This window comes from Amycolatopsis ultiminotia (assembly GCF_039536925.1).
In the GTDB taxonomy this organism is placed as follows: domain Bacteria; phylum Actinomycetota; class Actinomycetes; order Mycobacteriales; family Pseudonocardiaceae; genus Amycolatopsis; species Amycolatopsis ultiminotia.
This window is the reverse complement of the sequence record NZ_BAAAZN010000002.1, coordinates 100,130-118,220: the sequence shown is the minus strand read 5'-3', so window position 1 is coordinate 118,220 and position 18,091 is coordinate 100,130. Positions and strand designations below refer to the sequence as shown.

General features: G+C 70.5%; 16 protein-coding genes. 8 read left to right on the top strand and 8 right to left on the bottom strand.

Annotated elements, in window-relative coordinates; translation table 11 throughout:
* Positions 1-17: 17 nt before the first annotated feature.
* The 3 genes from ABD793_RS05480 to galE all read left to right on the top strand — a co-directional run bounded on the left by ABD793_RS05480 (position 18) and on the right by galE (position 3,070).
* On the top strand, positions 18-749 hold the full coding sequence (locus tag ABD793_RS05480) for an iron-dependent transcriptional repressor DtxR (RefSeq protein ID WP_344855999.1): 732 nt from the start codon (positions 18-20) through the stop codon (positions 747-749).
* The gene (gene galK / locus ABD793_RS05475) at positions 746-1,930 is read left to right on the top strand and encodes a galactokinase (protein WP_344855997.1); all 1,185 of its coding nucleotides are present in this window, start codon (positions 746-748) and stop codon (positions 1,928-1,930) included. The genes ABD793_RS05480 and galK overlap by 4 nt, the downstream gene beginning before the upstream one ends.
* A gap of 159 nt (positions 1,931-2,089) precedes the next feature.
* Complete coding sequence (galE, locus tag ABD793_RS05470; protein WP_344855995.1) at positions 2,090-3,070, top strand: UDP-glucose 4-epimerase GalE; 981 nt, start codon at positions 2,090-2,092, stop codon at positions 3,068-3,070.
* Positions 3,071-3,121: 51 nt separating this feature from the next.
* Here the strand turns inward: galE and ABD793_RS05465 are convergent, their stop codons facing one another.
* Both ABD793_RS05465 and ABD793_RS05460 read right to left on the bottom strand, forming a co-directional pair.
* Positions 3,122-4,207 (bottom strand): DUF4192 domain-containing protein, encoded by a 1,086-nt coding sequence (locus ABD793_RS05465; protein ID WP_344855993.1) that lies wholly within the window; start codon positions 4,205-4,207, stop codon positions 3,122-3,124.
* Positions 4,208-4,802: 595 nt separating this feature from the next.
* Positions 4,803-5,633, bottom strand: coding sequence for a M23 family metallopeptidase (locus ABD793_RS05460; RefSeq protein ID WP_344855991.1), 831 nt, complete (start codon positions 5,631-5,633; stop codon positions 4,803-4,805).
* A gap of 89 nt (positions 5,634-5,722) precedes the next feature.
* On the opposite strand from ABD793_RS05460, the gene ABD793_RS05455 reads away from it, so the two are divergent.
* Together ABD793_RS05455 and ABD793_RS05450 are read left to right on the top strand one after the other, a co-directional pair.
* Positions 5,723-6,835, top strand: coding sequence for a sensor histidine kinase (locus ABD793_RS05455; protein ID WP_344855989.1), 1,113 nt, complete (start codon positions 5,723-5,725; stop codon positions 6,833-6,835).
* Complete coding sequence (locus ABD793_RS05450) at positions 6,832-7,473, top strand: response regulator (protein ID WP_344856845.1); 642 nt, start codon at positions 6,832-6,834, stop codon at positions 7,471-7,473. Before ABD793_RS05455 ends, ABD793_RS05450 begins: the two co-directional genes overlap by 4 nt.
* Here the strand turns inward: ABD793_RS05450 and ABD793_RS05445 are convergent.
* Complete coding sequence (locus ABD793_RS05445) at positions 7,470-9,227, bottom strand: Xaa-Pro dipeptidyl-peptidase (protein ID WP_344855987.1); 1,758 nt, start codon at positions 9,225-9,227, stop codon at positions 7,470-7,472. The genes ABD793_RS05450 and ABD793_RS05445 overlap by 4 nt on opposite strands.
* A gap of 85 nt (positions 9,228-9,312) precedes the next feature.
* Here ABD793_RS05445 and ABD793_RS05440 point away from each other — a divergent pair, with 85 nt between their 5' ends.
* A complete protein-coding gene (locus ABD793_RS05440; RefSeq protein WP_344855985.1) occupies positions 9,313-10,812 on the top strand; it encodes a DUF4139 domain-containing protein in 1,500 nt (499 codons plus the stop codon).
* On the opposite strand, the gene ABD793_RS05435 is transcribed toward ABD793_RS05440, so the two are convergent.
* The 3 genes from ABD793_RS05435 to pdxR all read right to left on the bottom strand — a co-directional run bounded on the left by ABD793_RS05435 (position 10,813) and on the right by pdxR (position 13,208).
* On the bottom strand, positions 10,813-11,244 hold the full coding sequence (locus tag ABD793_RS05435; protein ID WP_344855983.1) for a CBS domain-containing protein: 432 nt from the start codon (positions 11,242-11,244) through the stop codon (positions 10,813-10,815).
* Positions 11,245-11,343: 99 nt separating this feature from the next.
* Positions 11,344-11,790, bottom strand: a complete 447-nt coding sequence (locus ABD793_RS05430) for a hypothetical protein (protein WP_344855981.1) — start codon at positions 11,788-11,790, stop codon at positions 11,344-11,346.
* A complete protein-coding gene (gene pdxR, locus ABD793_RS05425; protein ID WP_344855979.1) occupies positions 11,787-13,208 on the bottom strand; it encodes a MocR-like pyridoxine biosynthesis transcription factor PdxR in 1,422 nt (473 codons plus the stop codon). The genes ABD793_RS05430 and pdxR overlap by 4 nt, the downstream gene beginning before the upstream one ends.
* Positions 13,209-13,290: 82 nt before the next feature.
* Here pdxR and ABD793_RS05420 point away from each other — a divergent pair, with 82 nt between their 5' ends.
* Entirely contained in the window at positions 13,291-13,869 is a 579-nt protein-coding gene (locus tag ABD793_RS05420) for a TIGR03086 family metal-binding protein (protein ID WP_344855977.1), read from the top strand.
* On the opposite strand, the gene ABD793_RS05415 is transcribed toward ABD793_RS05420, so the two are convergent.
* Entirely contained in the window at positions 13,862-14,731 is an 870-nt protein-coding gene (locus ABD793_RS05415) for a neutral zinc metallopeptidase (RefSeq protein WP_344855975.1), read from the bottom strand. The genes ABD793_RS05420 and ABD793_RS05415 overlap by 8 nt on opposite strands.
* Positions 14,732-14,840: 109 nt before the next feature.
* Here ABD793_RS05415 and ABD793_RS05410 point away from each other — a divergent pair, with 109 nt between their 5' ends.
* Positions 14,841-16,940 carry a prolyl oligopeptidase family serine peptidase gene (locus tag ABD793_RS05410; RefSeq protein WP_344855973.1) on the top strand — a complete coding sequence of 700 codons (2,100 nt, stop codon included), beginning with the start codon at positions 14,841-14,843 and terminating at the stop codon, positions 16,938-16,940.
* Positions 16,941-17,373: 433 nt separating this feature from the next.
* On the opposite strand, the gene ABD793_RS05405 is transcribed toward ABD793_RS05410, so the two are convergent.
* On the bottom strand, positions 17,374-18,087 hold the full coding sequence (locus tag ABD793_RS05405) for a ferritin-like domain-containing protein (RefSeq protein ID WP_344855971.1): 714 nt from the start codon (positions 18,085-18,087) through the stop codon (positions 17,374-17,376).
* Positions 18,088-18,091 lie beyond the last annotated feature (4 nt).

The following is an 18,091-nucleotide window of genomic DNA, read 5'->3' as shown; positions in this document are numbered from 1 at the left end:
CGGGGGCAACGACTACGATGAGCTACGCGGACGAAGGGGACAGCGTGAACGATCTCATCGACACCACCGAGATGTACTTGCGTACGATCTACGAACTCGAAGAAGAAGGTGTCGTCCCACTGCGGGCCCGGATCGCGGAACGGCTGCAGCAGAGCGGGCCGACCGTGAGCCAGACCGTGGCCAGGATGGAGCGCGACGGACTGGTCGTGGTCGCGGACGACCGGCACCTGCAGCTCACCGACCACGGCCACGAGCTGGCCATCGCCGTGATGCGCAAGCACCGGCTCGCGGAGCGCCTCCTCGTCGACGTGATCGGTCTCGAGTGGGAGCACGTGCACAACGAGGCCTGCCGCTGGGAACACGTGATGAGCGAGGCGGTGGAACGCAAGCTGGTCAGCCTGCTCGACCACCCGACCACCTCGCCGTACGGCAACCCGATCCCCGGCCTCGACAAGCTCGGGGACGGCGACCCGGCCCCGCCCGCGGAGGCCGATCTGGTCCGGCTCGACGAGTTCGCCCGCACCGGCGGCGGCGAGGTCGAGGTCCGCCGCATCGCCGAGCACGTGCAGCTCGACGAGTCGCTGCTCACCGAGCTCAAGTCGGTCGGCATCGTGCCGGGAGGACGGGTCAAGGTGGGCAGGGCCAGCGGCGGCAGCGGAGGCACCGTGACGATCGAGATCACCGGCACCGACAGCTCCGCACAGGTCTCCACCTCGGCGCTGCACGCCGTGCTGGCGCTCGCCAGGTGAGCCCCGCGACCGACGCGGCCGCCGCCTTCCGCGAGATCCACGGGCGGGCCCCGGCCGGGGTCTGGTCCGCGCCGGGCCGGGTGAACCTGATCGGCGAGCACACCGACTACAACGACGGTTTCGTGCTGCCCTTCGCCCTGCCCCACCGGCTCGCGGCCGCGGCCGCACCCCGGGACGACGGCAAGCTGGCCGTCGCCACGCTCGGCGACGACAACCAGCTCCAGCACTCCGGTCCGCTCGACATCGCCTCGCTCGAGCCGGGTTCGGCCGAGGGCTGGGCCGCCTACGCGGCCGGCGTCGCATGGGTGCTGCGCGACCAGGGCTTCGCCGACGGCGCGGACGTGGTGATCGCCGGCGACGTGCCGTCCGGCGCCGGATTGTCCTCCTCGCACGCACTCGAGTGCGCGGTCTCGCTGGCACTGCTCGGCGTGGCAGGCGTGGAACTCGACGACGGCGCCGCGAACACTCCGAGCCGCCCGCAGATCGCACGGTGGGTGCAGCGCTCGGAGAACGACTTCGTCGGCGCGCCCACCGGGCTGCTCGACCAGACCGCCTCGCTCTGCTGCGAGGACTCCTGCGTGCTCTTCCTCGACGTCCGCTCCGGCGATATGGAACAGGTGCCGTTCCCGCTGGCCGACGCCGGGGTCCGGGTGCTGATCATGGACACCCGCACCAAGCATTCGCACGCCGAGGGCGGCTACGGGGAACGCCGCCGCGGCACCGAACGTGCCGCCGAGGTGCTCGGGGTGAAGGCGCTGCGCGACATCACCCCGGACGGGCTCGACGACGCACTCGCCCGGCTCCCCGAGGATCTCGTGCCGCTGGTGCGGCACGTGGTCACCGAGAACCAGCGGGTGCTGGACGTGGTCGCCCTGCTGCACCAGGGGAAGCTCGCCGAGATCGGGCCGTACCTGGACGCCTCGCACGTGAGCATGCGCGACGACTACCGCATCTCCACCGCCGAGCTCGACCTCGCGGTCGATGCCGCCCGGTCGGCCGGCGCCCTCGGCGCGCGGATGACCGGCGGCGGGTTCGGCGGCTCGGCAATCGCCCTGGTCCGGGACGAGCACCTCGACGCAGTGCGTACTGCGGTGGAAAAGGCCTACGACCGGGCAGGCTGGCGCCGGCCGCGGACTTTCACCGCCGTGCCTTCCCGCGGCGCAGGTCGCGACGAGGTCTGACCACACCGGTTCACCAGCACGGCCCCGCCACCACGCTCCACGGTGGCGGGGCCGTGCTGTCTTCGCGAGCCGCCGGAGCAACCCCCGGCAGAAACGGCGCCCGGCGCGGGGGGAAGACTGTGGCACACGGTCATCGCCCCTCACCAGAAAGGCCAAGACGTGACGGACCAGCAAAGCGCCCTGAAACTGATCGTGACGGGCGGCGCGGGGTACGTGGGCAGCGTGGTCACCGCGCGGCTCATCGAAGCCGGTCATCAGGTCACGGTTGTGGACGATCTCTCCACCGGGCACGCGGACGCTGTGCACCCGCAGGCCCGCTTCGTGCAGGGAGACGCCGCCGAGGTGGCCGCGGACATCCTCGGCGAGGGATTCGACGGGGTCCTGCACTTCGCCGCGAAGTCGCTCGTGGGCGAGTCGATGACCGATCCGGCGAAGTACTGGGAAGGCAACGTCGTCACCTCCCTGCGGCTGCTGGAGGCAATGCAGGCGAACGGCACGCCACGGCTGGTGTTCTCCTCCACCGCCGCGACCTACGGCGAGCCCGACGTTTCCCCGATCCCGGAGACCGCGCCGGCGCAGCCGACCAACACCTACGGTGCGTCGAAGCTCGCCATCGACCACGCCATCACCAGCTTCGCGCGCGCCCACGGCCTCGCCGCGGTCAGCCTGCGTTACTTCAACGTGGCCGGCGCCTACGGTTCGTCCGGTGAGCGGCACACCACCGAAACCCATCTCATCCCCCTCGTTCTCCAGGTCGCGACCGGCGATCGCGAGCACATCTCCATCTACGGCGACGACTACCCGACGCCGGACAAGACCGCCGTCCGCGACTACATCCACGTGGTCGACCTCGCCGACGCGCATCTCCTCGCCCTTCGGCACGCGACCGCAGGCGAGCACCGCATCTACAACCTCGGCAGCGGCACCGGGTTTTCCGTGCTGGAGGTCGTGGAGGCATGCCGCCGGGTGACCGGGCACCCGATCCCCGCGGTGGTCGCGCCACGCCGCGCCGGTGACCCTTCGGTGCTCGTGGCGTCGAGCGAGAAGGCGGGCGACGAACTCGGCTGGAAGCCCGAGCGGACCGACCTGGACGGCATCGTCTCCGACGCATGGGATTTCACCCAGAGCCGTCGTTCCTGAGACCGAGGTTCCCGGCAGCCCCGGCTCACCCGAGCCGGAACGGTCACCCGTTCACGTCGCCCCGGCCAAGCCCAGATCCACCCCGCCGTTGCCGGTGGCCAGGCCGATGAGCTTGCCCGGGTCGACGCCGGCGTTCCAGACCGAGTGCAGGAGAGACGCCAGAAGGCTTCCCGGGTCGGCCTCGACCGCGTTGGCCACCGCCATACCGGCGAGTGCACCGTCGCCGCGCAGCAGCGTGGAGTAGGCGAGCAAACAGGCCGCGCCGGCCCGGTGAGGCGCAGGTAGTTCGCGAACGAGGGCGAGCCACACCTCCTCCGCCTCGCAGGCGAGCGGACTTCCCAGCGGAACGGCGGTGGCGAGACAGGCATCGCGGATCGGTACCAGGCTGAGAGCGTGCGCGAGACGGACGGCCTGCGCATCGTTGGGCGGGCCTTCGCGGCGACGGTGGCGGAGGAATGCGGCTCGAACCTCGGCTGCCGCGCGCTCGAGTAGGACGCCGCTGGACAACTCGGCACCGGGATCGCCCGATGCCGTGCTCGTGATTTCCGGATCGCACAGTGGTGCGGGCGAGCGCGTCAAGAGCGCCGCCCGACGCTCGAGTGCTCTGCGGGAACGGGGTTCGAACAGGGCAGCGACCTCGTCCCGGCTGCGGAACACGACGTAGCCGGCCCTCGTGGTGGCTGCTGCGATCACGGTGTCCCGCGGATCGGGCAGTATCCCGCCGCAATCGGGATCGCGATAGCAGGCCCACGGTGCGCCGGCGGCCACTTCCGCTGTCCACAGTGGATGGAAGAGGTGGAGCTCGTGTTCGGCGAGTGCGCGCCGCAGCTCGTCGACGAAATCCGCGTGCGGTGGACCGCAGTCGTCGGGATCACCGCCGACGATGACAGCGGTGACCCCGGCGTGCGCCTCGTGGAGGAAGCGCGGGACGAGTGAATCCACTTGGATGGCAAAGAGTTCCCTCGGCGGCAGATCGGCGCGCAGGATCAGGCCGATGGCGGTGCCTGGCGACAGATGGCCGAGCAGGACGACGGACTCGGTGGGACAGAACCCCAGCAGGTACGGCAGCGACGCGATGAGCTGGGCTGGGTCTCGGAGGATGACCCGGTCGATGCCGGGTGGGGTCGAGGTGGTCACGCCTCCACTGTGCGGCGGAAAGCGGATTCCGGGAGCGGCGGCGGGAAATCTGTGGGCAGCGAGGGCCGTTGTGGACAAACCGTCGGCCGGGGCACCGCCGACGCAGGAATTGTCAGTGGTACGTGCATCCGGCGACAGGACCGGCGCGGCAGGACACTGTTTCCTTGCCACACAAGGAAGATCCCAGCCGGGAGCCGGGCCCGGCAGCGGGAAAGAGATGCCCGTCGAGGTCCTGGAGGATGTGCAGGACCTCGACGGGCGCTGGTCACGGGAAACCCGGCCAGAGTCGGTACCGCGGCGAAGAGTGGGGCGTCGGCACGGCGGTGAAGTTCGGGGAAAGTACCGGGTGACGCTGTGGTGGGTGGAGGGCCAGGTGAGAGCCGACGGGTGGGAGCCGACTGACGAAGTGGCAGACGAAGGAACCAGGACAGAAGTAACAGGCAGGAACCAACCGACGAAGTGGCAGACGAACGGACCAGGACAGAAGTAACAGGCAGGAACCAACCGACGAAGTGGCCAGTAGTCCCGGGCGGCGAGCACAGTGGCTCAGGTACACCGCCGGGCACCGCGCAGTCCCGGGAGACGCCGCTGGGTGTCAGCCGCAGTGTTCGAACGGGCTTTCGTAGGTGGCGGAGCCCACTGAACCACCCCATTGCACGCAGGTCTTGCCTGCCGTCTTCTTCACCGGGCCTGCGTAGTAGGTGTAGCTGCCCTTGTCAGTGGTGCGAGCCGAACCCTTCACCTCCAGGAACGCCGAGGCCGGGCTCGCGGTGCCCAGGGATGTCGCCTTCAGGGTCGTCACGCAGTTGGCCTTCGACGTGGCGTTGTACAGCAGGTACGCCGTGCCCGCGGTGCCCAGTGCCTGCTGGTCGAGCACGGAAAAGCCGGTTCCACAGATCTCGGTGGCCGAGTACGGGTTGCCGCCGCACTTGTTCTTGCTCGTGAAATCCTTCTTGCCGTAATAGGGCACTGCGGCGCCGTTCAGGACGGCCTTCTGCGTCGCGCCGTTCAGGTTCTCCTCAAAATGCAGGTGCGGGCCCGTCACTCCGCCGGTTGCGCCTGCCTTGCCGATCTGTGCTCCCTGTCCGACGTTCTGGCCCACCGACACCTCTTGGGCGGACAGGTGCGCGTACCGGGTCCGCCAGCCGCCGCCGTGGTCGAGTTCGATCCAGCGGCCGTAGCTGGTGCTGCCCTCGTTCTCCACGCGGGTGACCTTGCCCGGCGCCGACGCCACGACCGGCATTCCGGTGATACCGGACTTCTGGAAGTCGACGGAGTTCGCCGGGTTGTGTCCGCTGAAGGTCGCCGCGGTCACGGTGACCCCGCATTTGAACGGCACCTGGAAGTTCGGCGCCGCGGACGCCGGGGCGGCGCAGGTCAGGCCGAACGCGAACACTGCCGCGGCGGCGAATGCGAACCGTCTCATGGACCTACCTCCGTGGGGCGGAAATCCCGGACGGCGCCCAGGAAAGCCGGAGCCAGTACATTTTCCGTACAAGCGGGGAGGTGCGGCCGATGAACGCGGTACGACGGCTCGAAGGCATCGACTGGGTGCGCTGGGGCATCATCACGGTGCCGACGCTGTTCGCGATCTCGTCCGCGTCCGCCGTGACCTGGCCGCTGATCGTGCTGGTCGCGGTGGTGTCCCTGCCGGTCCTGCTGCACGACCGGACCGCCCCGCCACGGTGGCTGCTGCCCGCGGCGCTGGTCCTGGTGATCGCCGCGACCGGGGCGCTGTGGGTGCTCCGGCCGAGCGGCTTCACCTCGGTGTCGATGTTCGGGGCGACCTTCTACACACTGCGCTCGTCCGGCCGCGTCGCCTCCGGGTTCGCGGTGGCCGCCGCGGCGGGGACGATCATCGCCTGGGCGATCTCCCAGCAGCCCAGCTGGCTCAACGCGCTCGCGCCTCTCGCGGCGCTCATCGTGATGGTCCTGCTGGCCGCCAACCGGCGGGGCCGGGTGGCGCGGCTGGAGCAAACCGAGCTGGCGCTGGCTCGTGCGCAGACCGCCACCGAGGAGCACGCCCGTGCCGCCGCGCTCGCCGAACGCGCACGTATCGCCCGCGAAGTGCACGACGTGCTGGCGCATTCCCTCGCCGGGCTCGCGCTGAACCTGCAGGGGACACGGCTCATGCTGGTCCGTGACGGCGCGAGCGCCGACACGCTCGCACAGATCGAACGCGCCCAGAAGCTCGCTTCGGACGGGCTCGCGGAGGCGCGCAAGGCCGTCGCTGCGCTTCGTGAGGACGCCGTACCCGTGGAGCGCACTGTCTCCGATCTCCTCGCGTCGTACCGGCTCGACAGCGGTGCGCGCGCCGACCTCGTGGTCGAAGGCGAGCCTCGCGAACTGGACGCAGCAGTGGGCACCACGCTGGTGCGCGCCGTCCAGGAAGCTCTCTCGAACACCCGTAAACACGCCGCAGGTGCCGCAGTGGAGGTCAAGCTGGTGTTCGGCACGGACGAAGTCGCCCTGACCGTCGTCGATCGGCAGGGCAGGCGCCCACCGGACGCACCGACGGCCGGATACGGTTTGCGGGGCATGGGCGAGCGCGCCGCACTGCTGGAGGGAAAGTTCGAAAGCGGACCTGGGGAGGACGGATGGCGGATTCACCTGACGGTTCCGGCGTGACCTTGCGCGTGGTGCTGGCCGACGACCAGGCCGTGGTGCGTGAAGGGCTGGTCACCCTGCTCGGCCTGCTGCCCGAGGTGGAGGTGGTCGGGGCGGCGGCCGACGGCGTACAGGCGCTGGAGCTGGTCGCCGAACACCGGCCGGACGTGCTGCTGGTCGACTTGCGGATGCCGAAGCGGAACGGGGTGGAGACCACCGAACTGGTTCGCGCGCGGTATCCGGAGACCGAGGTCGTCGTGCTCACCACCTACACCGACGACGATTCACTGCTCGGCGCGCTGAAGGCCGGCGCGCGCGGGTTCCTCACCAAGGACGCCGACGCCGAAGCGATCGCCCGCGCGCTTCGCTCGGCCGCGGCCGGCCAGTCGACTGTGGACGGCGCGTTGCAGGCACGGCTGGTGGCCGCCGCGACCAGCCGTGCGCCGGTGCGCACGCAGGAACTCGAAGGGCTCACCACGCGCGAAGTGGAAGTACTGCGGCTGATCGCGGCGGGCCTGTCGAACGCGGAGATCGCGCGCACGCTGGTGGTCAGCGAAGCGACCGTGAAGACGCACGTCAACCATCTGTTCGCCAAAGCCGGCCTACGCGATCGCGCGCAGGCCGTGGCGTTCGCCTACCGCGCCGGGATCGCCGACTAGAACGACTCCCCCAACGCCGCTTTCCCGCCCACGACCGGCACCGTCACCGTGGTCCCGGTGAGGTCGAGCGACAATCCGGCGCCCGGCCGCGGCCGAAGCGTGTAGTCGTGGTCGCTGGAAGCCAGCAGGAACTCCAGCCGGTGCCCAGTCGCCAGCACGTAGTCCTTCGGCATCAAGTCCACCCGGATGCGGTACTGCTCGCCGGGGGTGATCGGCGACGTCACCGCCGGGCTCTGCCGGTTCTGCGGGTCCGTCCAGCCGCGGCTGATCACGTGCGAGCTGCCGTCGGGGGCGCGGTCGAGCAGGACCGCGGTGACGTTCGCGGCCGGACGGTCGAACGCGAGCCGCAGGTCGGCGTGCGGAGTGCCGGACAGGCGCAACGGGCGTGTCGCGGCGGACGACGCGTAGCGCAGCCGGTTGCCCGACGACGGGGCATCGGCGAGCTGTTCGACCGTCTTGCTCGCGTCGTCGGCCAGGGATTCGACGGCCGGGTTGCCAGGCACGGGTTGTGCCGCGAGAGTCCCCGTCGCGCCGCCGCCCGGCCACGGGTGCAGCGAAGCGTCCGCGGCTCCCGGTGCGGGCCACTCGGGCTCGTCGGTCCACGACTCGTCCTCACGCTGGATCGTGACCTTCGGCTCCCGTTCGATGCCGTTGTCCACGCCGTAGAGGTAATGCGACATCCACTTGTTCAGCGTCACGAGCCACACATCGCGGCGCAGCGAGATCGGGTCGGCGTGGCCGGCTTGGTGCAGCCAGATCTTGTGCTCGACGCCGTGTGCCTTCAGCGCCTCATACCACTCCGTGACCTGATCGGTCTTCACGTTCCAGTCGTTCAGCCCGTGCACCGCGAGCACCGAAGCACGCACCTTGCCGACGTCGTTACGGTAGTTCCGTGCGTCCCAGTACGGGCTGTAGTCACCGGTCACCCGATCCTGTGCAGCGGTCAGCCCATCGATCACCGGACGGCAGATTTCCCGGTCGGCACGCGTGTACACGTAGTTCGCGAGCACGTCGGTGTCCTCGCCCTGGAAGCCGCCGGCGGCCACGACCGCGCCATCGTTGCGGTAGTACTGGTACCAACTGGAGATCGCCGCGATCGGCACGATCGTCTCCAGCCCCTCGACGCCGGTGCTCGCCACCGCCTCGGGCAGGGTGCCGTTGTAGGACACGCCCATCATGCCGGTCTTCCCCGTGCTCCAGGCCGCCGTCACGGACGCGCCCGCGGCGTCGTGCGCGGGTGCCCGGCCGTTCAGCCAGTCGACCACGGAACGGGCGCCGACGGTTTCGTTCACATCGCCCGAGGTCGGGCAGCCGGTGGACAGGCCGCTGCCCAGTGATTCCCCGTACACCACCGCGAATCCACGCGCGGTGAAGTAGTCCTGGTAAGCCCATTTGATCGGTTCCGCGGCGTGCGGTCCCGGCACGTACAGCTCCTTGTCGACGTCGTGGTTCGCGACGTCGTTGCCTCCGGCGAAATACGGGCTCGCCTCGTACACGACGGGGACCTTCATGCCCTGTTCGGTCGCTTTCGGACGCACCACTTGGGCATGCACGACGTCCTCGCGACCGTCGTGGTCACTGTCCACCGGCGCGGTGACCCACACGTCTTCGCGCACCACGTCGGCCGGGTCGAACACCGCTTGTGCCTGGCCGTCCGCGAAGACCGCCTCGGGTGGCGAAGCGGCCGCGACAAGCGGTGCCGAAAGCGTGACCACAGTGGCGAAGACGAAGGCAACCCGAGCAGCGGTCCTCACAGCACCCCCAAGCCGGACGAAGCAGACGAGTCCGTCCGACACTTCCGGCAACCGCGTACGCCGTCAACCGACTAACGTCGGAGCCATGGACGCACCTATCGTCGCCGTCACGGTCTATCCGCAGCACGCGCGGATCACCCGGCGCGGACGGGTCGATCCGGCCGCGGGCAACCGAGTGGCGATCACCGGCCTGCCGATCTCCCTCGACGCCGGGTCGGTCCGGGTCGGCGGCATCGGCGACGCGCTGGTCACCGGCGTCGACGTGGGGGCAGCCCGGCACGCCGGTCCGGCCGACACCGCGCTGCGGACGCTCGTCGAGCAGCGCCACGCGGAACAAGCCATCGTCGACGCGGTAGCCGACGAGGAAGCCGCCGCGTCGGCGCAGGTCGATCTGCTCACCGGGGTGACCCGGCGCAGCGGAGCCAGCTTCGCCAAGGCACTCGCTGCCGGCACGACCGAGCCCGGCCGCGTCGAGGAGGTCAGTACGGCACTCGGCCGGCAGCTGGCTGCCGCGCTCAAGGACCGGCGTGTGCTCAGCACCCGGCTGTCCCGGCTGCGCGAAGACCTCGCCGCGCTCGACCGGCGGATCGAAAGCCACAGTGCACAGTCCGAACAGGACAGTTCAACGGTCACCGTGGACATCGAGCCGTCCGGTGACGGGGAACTGGAACTGTCCTATGTGGTCCCCGGAGCCGGCTGGGAACCGGGTTACGACGTGCGGGTGCGCGGCGCGGACGTCTCGGTCACTTCGTACGGCCTGGTCAGCCAGCACACCGGCGAGGACTGGCCGGAATGCGAGCTGACCCTGTCCACCGCCCGGCCGGCGAACACCGTGACACTCCCGGAGCTGCAACCCTGGTACCTCGACCGGGAACAGCCTGCGCCGCCGCCGCAACGGGCGTTCGCCGCCGCGTCGGTGTCCGCGGAGAGCCGGGTGGCACCGAAACTGGCCACCGTGGAGCAGGGCGCCACCGCGGTGACCTTTCGGCCGCCCAGTCCGATCGCCGTTCCCTCCGGCGCCCAAGGACACCGGACCACGTTGGCGCAGCTGGATTTGACCGCCGAACTGGATTACCTGACCGCGCCGGCGCAGGCGCCAGAGGCCTACCTTCGAGCGAAGGTGGTCAACGCCGGCGCGTACCCGCTGCAACCGGGTCGCGCGTCGGTGTTCCACGAGTCGGAGTTCGTCGGCACCACGCGGCTGGATCTGTGGGCTCCGGGCGAAGAGCTGGAACTGGCGCTCGGCGTGGATGACCGGATCCGCGTCGAGCGGGAACTCGTGCGGCGCACGGCGGGCAAGGCGGCGCTGTCCGGGCAGCGCCGCCGCGAAGCGGAATACCGCACCACGGTGACCAACCACAGCCCACGTGAAGCAGTGGTGACCGTGCTCGATCAAGCCCCGGTGTCGCGCGACGAAGCAATCACCGTGCGGGACGTGCACAGCGCACCGGATCCGGCCGAGCGGACCGAACTCGGCGAGTTCACCTGGCGGCTCACCGTGGCGTCCGGCGCGTCCGCGGAGGTTTCGCTCGGTTACCGCGTGGACGTGGCGAAAGGCGTGCGGCCGGCAGGCCGGCGCGAGTGATCAGCCCTGGGCGATGTAGGCCTCGAGCTGTTCCTGGCTGCGCTCCAGCTGCTCCATCCGGGTCTTCACCACGTCGCCGATGCTGACGATGCCGGCCAGCCTGCCGTCGGCGAGCACCGGGACGTGCCGGATCCGCTTCTCCGTCATCAGCACGCTGAGCTGGTCGAGTGAATCGTCCGGACCGCAACTGGCCACGAGTTTCGTCATGATGTCCGCGACCGGGCCGTCGAGCACCGCAGGGCCGTGCTCGTTGAGGCGCCGCGCGACATCGCGTTCGGACACGATCCCGGCGATGCCGCCGTCGGCCGTGACCACCACCATCGCGCCGATGTTGTGCCTGGCCAGGCCCGCCAGGAGTTCCGTGACCGTGGTTCCGGGAGAGACGGTGGCAACGGTGGTGCCCTTGCGCTGGAGCAGATCCGCGATTCGCATGGCGATCCCTTCTCCTCGGTGAGCCGGGTCACCACAGGTTAGGGCCCGGATGCCGAGTGCGAAAGTCCGGCAGGACGCGTCCGTTCGTGGTATTGCGGTTCAGCCGAGCCGCTCGGCCAGCCCGTCGAGGGCCAGCCGGATGCCCTCGGCGTAGTCGTCCTCGCCCAGTGCGTCGAGCTTTTCGCGGGCGGCGGCGAGATGTCTGCGGGCGGCCGCGAGGTCACCCAGTTTGCGGTAGTCCTCGCCGAGGTTCAGGTGCAGCGACGGGTAGAACCCGCGCACCGCGAGGGTCGAATGGTGCTCCTGGACACGCGCGTCGGTGAGACCGTCCGCGGCGGCGAGTGCCCGCAGGTCCCATTCGAGTTCCTCGGCCGGGTCGGCGCAGACGTCGGCGAGGTGGTGCGCGAGCGCGCAGCGGTGCAGGGGATCGCCGTCTTCCCCGATGCGCTCCCACAGCGCGAGGAGGTCGGCCTTCGCGCCGGACCGGTCTCCGGCGAGGTGCTTGCGCAGCCCGGAGTCGATCGCCACCAGCACGTCGTCGGTCATCGCTCTCCCTCGTCGAACAACCGGCGCAACCGGGCGAGCCCCGGTCCGATCCGGTCGGCCGTGATCGCACCGTAGCCGAAGAGCAGGCCGTTCCGGCGGGTGGTGACGCAGAAGCCGCCGAGGGAGAACAGCCACACCCCGCGGTCGCGTGCCCTTCGCGCGACCGCCCGCAGGTCCTGCCCGGCCGTCGCGCTGAGGTGCAGTCCCGCGGCCGAGGGCACCGGCGCCAGCACGTCCCCGAGTTCACTGCGGAGTCCGTCGACGAGCAGGTCGTGGCGTTCCCGGTAGACCCCGCGCATCCGCCGGATGTGCCGCGCGAACCCGCCTTCGGCCAGGAAAGCCGCCAGCACCGCCTGTTCGATGCCGGGGGAATGCCAGTCGGCGAGGTACTTCGCCTTCACGATCGCCTCGGTCAACGCCGGTGGCGCGGCGAGGAAACCCAGCCGGAGCGCGGGCGAGAGCACCTTGGAGAACGAGCCGGCATAGGCCACCCGGCCGTGGGAATCCAAGCTGTGCAACGGTTCCAGCGGACGACCGGAGTAGCGGAACTCGGTGTCGTAGTCGTCTTCCAGCACCACCGCGCCGGTGCGCTCGGCCCAGTCGAGCAGCGCGCGCCGCCGGGCCAGCGACATCGCGACCCCGAGCGGGTACTGGTGCGACGGGGTCACGTGCACCAGCCGGGTGCCGGCCGGGATCGCGTCGACCACGATGCCCTCCTCGTCGACCGGGACGGCCGCGACGCGGACCCCGAGCGTGCCCAGCAGCAGCCGTGGCGGCGGATAGCCGGGATCCTCGACCGCGGCCAGGTCGCCGGGCCGCAGCAGCACGCGTGCGACGAGATCGGTCGTCTGCTGGGCACCCGAGGTGATCACGACGTCCTCCGGCCGCACCCGGACGTTGCGGGACACCGCCAGATGCCGCGCGAGTTCCGTGCGCAGCCGGGGATCGCCCTGCGGTTCGCCGTAGGTCAGCAGACCGGGCCGGGACGCGCGCAGCGACTGCGTGGTCAGCCGTCGCCAGGTGTCGAACGGGAATCGCCGCACATCCGGTACGCCGGCGCGGAAGTCGAACTCCGGCGCGGTGGCGAACGAACCCGGCGGCGCGGGCAGCTCCGTCCACTCCGGACGCGGCTGCACGCCGTCCGCCGGTGCCGCAACCGGTTCGGCCGGATCGGGGGCAGCCCCGGCGCGGACGTAGGTGCCCGCGCCTGCCCGGCCGGTGAGGAAGCCCTCGGCGGTCAGCCGGTCGTAGGCCGCGGTCACCGTGGTCCGTGAGACGGCAAGCCGCTGGGCCAGCTCCCGCGACGGCGGCAGCGCGTCGCCGTCACGGAGCCTGCCGTCGAGCACAGCCGCGCGGATCTGGCGGTAGATCTCGTCGCGGTGCCCCCGCGTGCCGGACAGATCGAGGTGGAGGTCCACCGGAACGAGTCTAGATTGGTCCACCGAAGTTCTTGTGGATGTGGTCCTCCTGCTGGGCCGATCATGGGGTTAGCGTCGGTCCATGACCACGTTCGACCTCGATCGCCAGTCCCTGCTCGTCCTCGACCGGATCGTCGCCGGGATCACCGCCGCGGACCTGGACCGGCCCACTCCGTGCGCGGGCTGGACGCTGCGTGACCTCCTGCGCCACCAGGTCGGTGAAAACCACGCCTTCGCCCAGGCTGCTCGCGACGGATCCGCACCGGACTGGGACGGCGGCCGCCTCGGCGACGACCACTACGCCGCGTACACCGCGTCGGTGGAGGACTACCTGACCGCGTTCGGCGAACCGGGCGTCGCGGAACGGTCGGTGAAGATCAACACCTTCGGCACCTTCCCCGGTGAAGTCGCCACTGCGATGCACCTCGTCGACACTGTCGCGCACGGCTGGGACCTGGCCCGGTCCGTCGGCGTGCAGTACGAACCGGTGCCGGAAGCGGTGCGGACCGCGCTGCAGTTCGCGGCGGTGATCCCCACAGATCCCGCGAAACGCGCCGAGAACGGGACTTTCGGCGCGGTCGTCCCGGTCGCAGGTGAAGCGGCCGAGCTCGACCGGTTCCTCGGGCTCCTCGGCCGCGACCCGGCCTGGCGGGTCAGCTGACCTGGTCCTCCGGGGCCGACCAGGTGTTGCACGCGACCGGCCCGGCGCCGGAGTAGCCGGCCTTCGCCCACGCGATCTGGTGGTCGCGGGTGCCGTGGTCACCGCTGTCGTCGGCCCGGCCGTAGTCGGCCACCGCGGCGTTCGCGGTGGCCCGCCCGATCGAACCGCGGCCCGCCGCGACCGCGAGAAAAAGCGCGCCGAAGCAGTTGGCCTGCAGTTCGATCCGGCGCACCACCGCCTGGTCGGCCGGATCGCTCGGCTGGGACGAACTCATCCGTTCCGCCGCCGCATCGAGGATGCCGCTCTCGCGCTGCACGTGGTGGCCGTACTCGTGCGCGATGGTCGCCAGGTGCCGGGCGCGCTTCGCCCCGGCGTCCGACATCATCCACTCCGTGGGGGCGTAGATCGTGGTGTCGCCGCCGCAGTAGTACGCGACGGCCTCTTCACGCGACGGCGCCGAGCCGCACGCGCTCACCTTCGGCAACGTGACCGAGACCTTGACGTCGATCACCGGCTCCCCTGCCCGCTCCAGCGCCGGACGCCAGGCTTGCCCCAGACAGCCGGTGAGCGCGTGGTAGTACGCCTCGAGCCGCGCGCCCGACTGGCCGAGTTCCGGCAGATCGCAGGTAACCGGACTGAGCACGACCCCTTCGCCCAGCAGCGGGTTGGTGGCCAGCTCGCGCACCGGACTTCCGCCGTCCTCGCGTGACCGCGCCGTGGCACCCCCGGGGACCGCGACCGCGTGACCGGTCACCTCGTTCGGGACCGCGGCCATGAGCCCGACCGCGACCACGACGACCACGACGGCCGCCAGCACGCCGAGCGCCTTCCCCGGCCCACGGCGACGCGGCGGCGCGATCATCGATCCCCCACGCGGTCCAGCATACGGAGGCGGCCGAGCGAGCCGGATCACGAAACGGGAACACCGGCCCACTTGGCCGGACGGCGCGCGGGCGGCGAGACTGGGCGGCATGACTGTCGAAGATCCGTACCTGTGGCTGGAGGACGTGACCGGCGAAGCGGCGCTCGACTGGGTCCGCGCCCGCAACGCCGGGACACTGGACGTGCTGACGTCGGGCGAACGGTTCGGGCAGCTGCGGGACGCGATCCGCGAGGTGCTCGACGCGGGCGGCCGGATCCCGTACGTGGTGCGCCGGGGGTCGCACCTCTACAACTTCTGGCAGGACGCCGAGCACCCGCGCGGGCTGTGGCGGCGTACCACGCTCGAGCAGTACCGCAGCGCCGAGCCGGAATGGGAACTGCTGCTCGACGTCGACGCGCTCGCCGGGGCCGAGGGCGAGAACTGGGTGTGGAAGGGCGCCGCGGTGCTGCGTCCCGGCCACCGGCTCGGGCTCGTGCAGCTCTCCCGCGGCGGGGCCGACGCGACCGTGGTCCGGGAGTTCGACCTCGACGCGCACGAGTTCGTCGAGGGTGGCTTTTTCCTGCCCGAGGCGAAGAACCGGGTCAGCTGGATCGACGCCGACCGGCTGTACCTCGGCACCGACTTCGGGCCGGGCACGCTCACCACCTCCGGCTATCCGCGGCTGGTGAAGGAATGGCGGCGGGGCACCGCGCCCGAGGACGCGGTGCCGGTGTTCGAGGCCAAGCCCGACGACGTCGCGGTCTCCGGCCACCACGATCCGACCGAGGGCTTCGAGCGCGACTTCGTGTACCGCGCGATCGACTTCTTCCGTACCGAAGTGTTCGAACGGACCCCGGCCGGACTGCTGAAGCTCGACCTGCCGCACGACGTCGACGTGTCGGTGCACCGCGAATGGCTGCTGGTGCAGCCACGGACCTCGTGGACCGTCGGAGGCACGGAGCATCCGGCCGGCGCGCTGCTCGCCATCCGGTACGAGGCGTTCAAGGCGGGCGAACGGGACTTCACCGCGCTGTTCACCCCGGACGCGCACACCTCGCTGGACTACTACACGTGGACCCGGCACCACCTGCTGCTCGGGACGTTGCGCGATGTCAAGACGGAGCTGCGCGTGCTCACCCCCGGTCCGGACGGCTGGTCCGAGGCAGCGCTCGCCGGTGCGCCGGAGTTCGGCAGTGCGCAGATCGTGGACACCGAACCCGACCTCGACGACGAGTACCTGGTCGACTCGTCCAGCTACGTCCAGCCGTCCACGCTCAGCCGCGGCGTGGTCGGCGGCGAGGTCGAGGTGCTCAAGCAGGCGCCCGGGTTCTTCGACACCGACGGGATCGAAGTGAGCCAGCACTTCGCGACGTCCGAGGACGGCACGAAGATCCCGTACTTCGTGCTCCGCCCGGCGGATGCCGAAGGCGGACCGACGCTGCTGAGCGGGTACGGCGGCTTCGAAGTGTCGCTCACCCCGTCCTACAGCGGCTCGATCGGCCGGTCCTGGCTCTCCCGTGGGGGCACCTACGTGGTCGCGAACATCCGCGGCGGCGGCGAATACGGCCCCGAATGGCACGCGCAGGCGGTGAAGGCCAACCGGCACAAGGTGTACGAGGACTTCTCCGCGGTCGCCCGTGATCTCGTCACGCGGGGCATCACCACCGCGAAGCGGCTCGGCATCCAGGGCGGCAGCAACGGCGGACTGCTGATGGGCGTGATGCTCACGCAGTACCCGGAGCTGTTCGGCGCGATCGTGTGCCAGGTGCCGCTGCTCGACATGAAGCGTTACCACCTGTTGCCGGCGGGTGCGTCGTGGATGGCCGAATGGGGTGACCCGGACGTACCGGCCGAATGGGAGTACATCTCGAAGTATTCGCCGTACCAGAACGTGCACGCGGACCGGACGTATCCGCCGATCCTGTTCGTCACCTCGACCAGGGACGACCGCGTGCATCCGGGCCACGCACGGAAGATGGTGGCCCGGATGCGCGAACAGGGACACCCCGAAGTCGAGTACTTCGAGAACATCGAAGGCGGCCACGGCGCGGCAGCCGACAACGGGCAACTGGCCTTCCGGACCGCGCTGGCGTACGAGTTCCTGTGGTCGAAGCTGACCGACGGCCGCGCGGAAAAAGGGGATGCAGCAACGAGATCGACGTCCTCGTCGCCGAGGGGAAGGGGCTCGGCCGGTCCCGACGCGGACTGAGCACCACGATCCGTCCGGCCGTCGATGGGCGTGGCCTGCCGATGCGGTTCCTGCTCACCCGGACCAGCCGGGCGACAACCGGCAACTACTTCCGTTGCTGGATGCCATCGGTGTGGCCCGGCCCGAGCCGGCCACGCTGCAGACCCAAGACGGTGATCGCTGACAAAACGTACTCGCATCGCCCGACCCGCCAAGCGATGCGCGGCCGGCGAACCACGTTGATCAGCCCGCAGCGCGACGACCAGATCGCCCGCAGAACTGCCACCGGCTCCCGCGGCGGACGACCAGCCGTGTTCGATGCCGAGGTCTACCAGCAGCGCAACGTTGCTGCTTCAACCTTGCCACCCGCTACGCCCAACGCACCGCCTGCTACCGGACCGAACCCACCATCGCCGCCATCGTGTTCCGGCTTCGACGACTTACCGGACACTGCCTAGACGAGTCCCCGGGGCCGCGCCCGCAACCGCGGTCCCGGGACCGGCGACGGTCCTCTGTGGACGTCCACGAGCACCTGTTCGAACCGTGCCCAGGTCTCGGCGGCGAACGCGATCCGCGGGACCCCCAGCCCCCGCAGTGCCCTGCCGTGTCCGAACAGGACGATCCCCACCGCGCCCGCGGTCAGCACGCGCCACACCGCGCGCACGAACCCGTGAATCCCCCGCTCCCGCAACCGATCGACGTGGAACGGGACGTGCCGCTCTTCGTCGGCGAGGATGCGCGCGGCGACCTCCGTGGTGAGCGCGTCGCCGGCGCCGTCGCGTAACGCGCGGTAGTAGCCCAGTGCGACGACCTCGGCGATCAGCAGCACCATCAGTTCCAGTCGCGGCCCGCACGCGCGGCGCACCCGGATGAACAGCGCATCGGACCAGTGCCCGTCGATGGTCCGGGCACCGGCCGCTTCGAGCAGGCGCGCGAGCAGCCGCGCGTGCGTCCGCTCCTCCTCGACGAACAACTCCACCGCAGCCCGGTGCCTGCCCGCCGAGGCGATCAGGTTCTCCCCGTCCCCCGACTCCCCGACCTGGAACCGCTGCACACTCCGTACGACGACCGGATCCAGCACTGCCCCGCAGGCCCATTCGGGCTCCGGACGCAGCTGCCGCCGCCGCGCTTGCCCTGCAAACTCCGCGTACCAGTCCATGTCGGTCATGCTG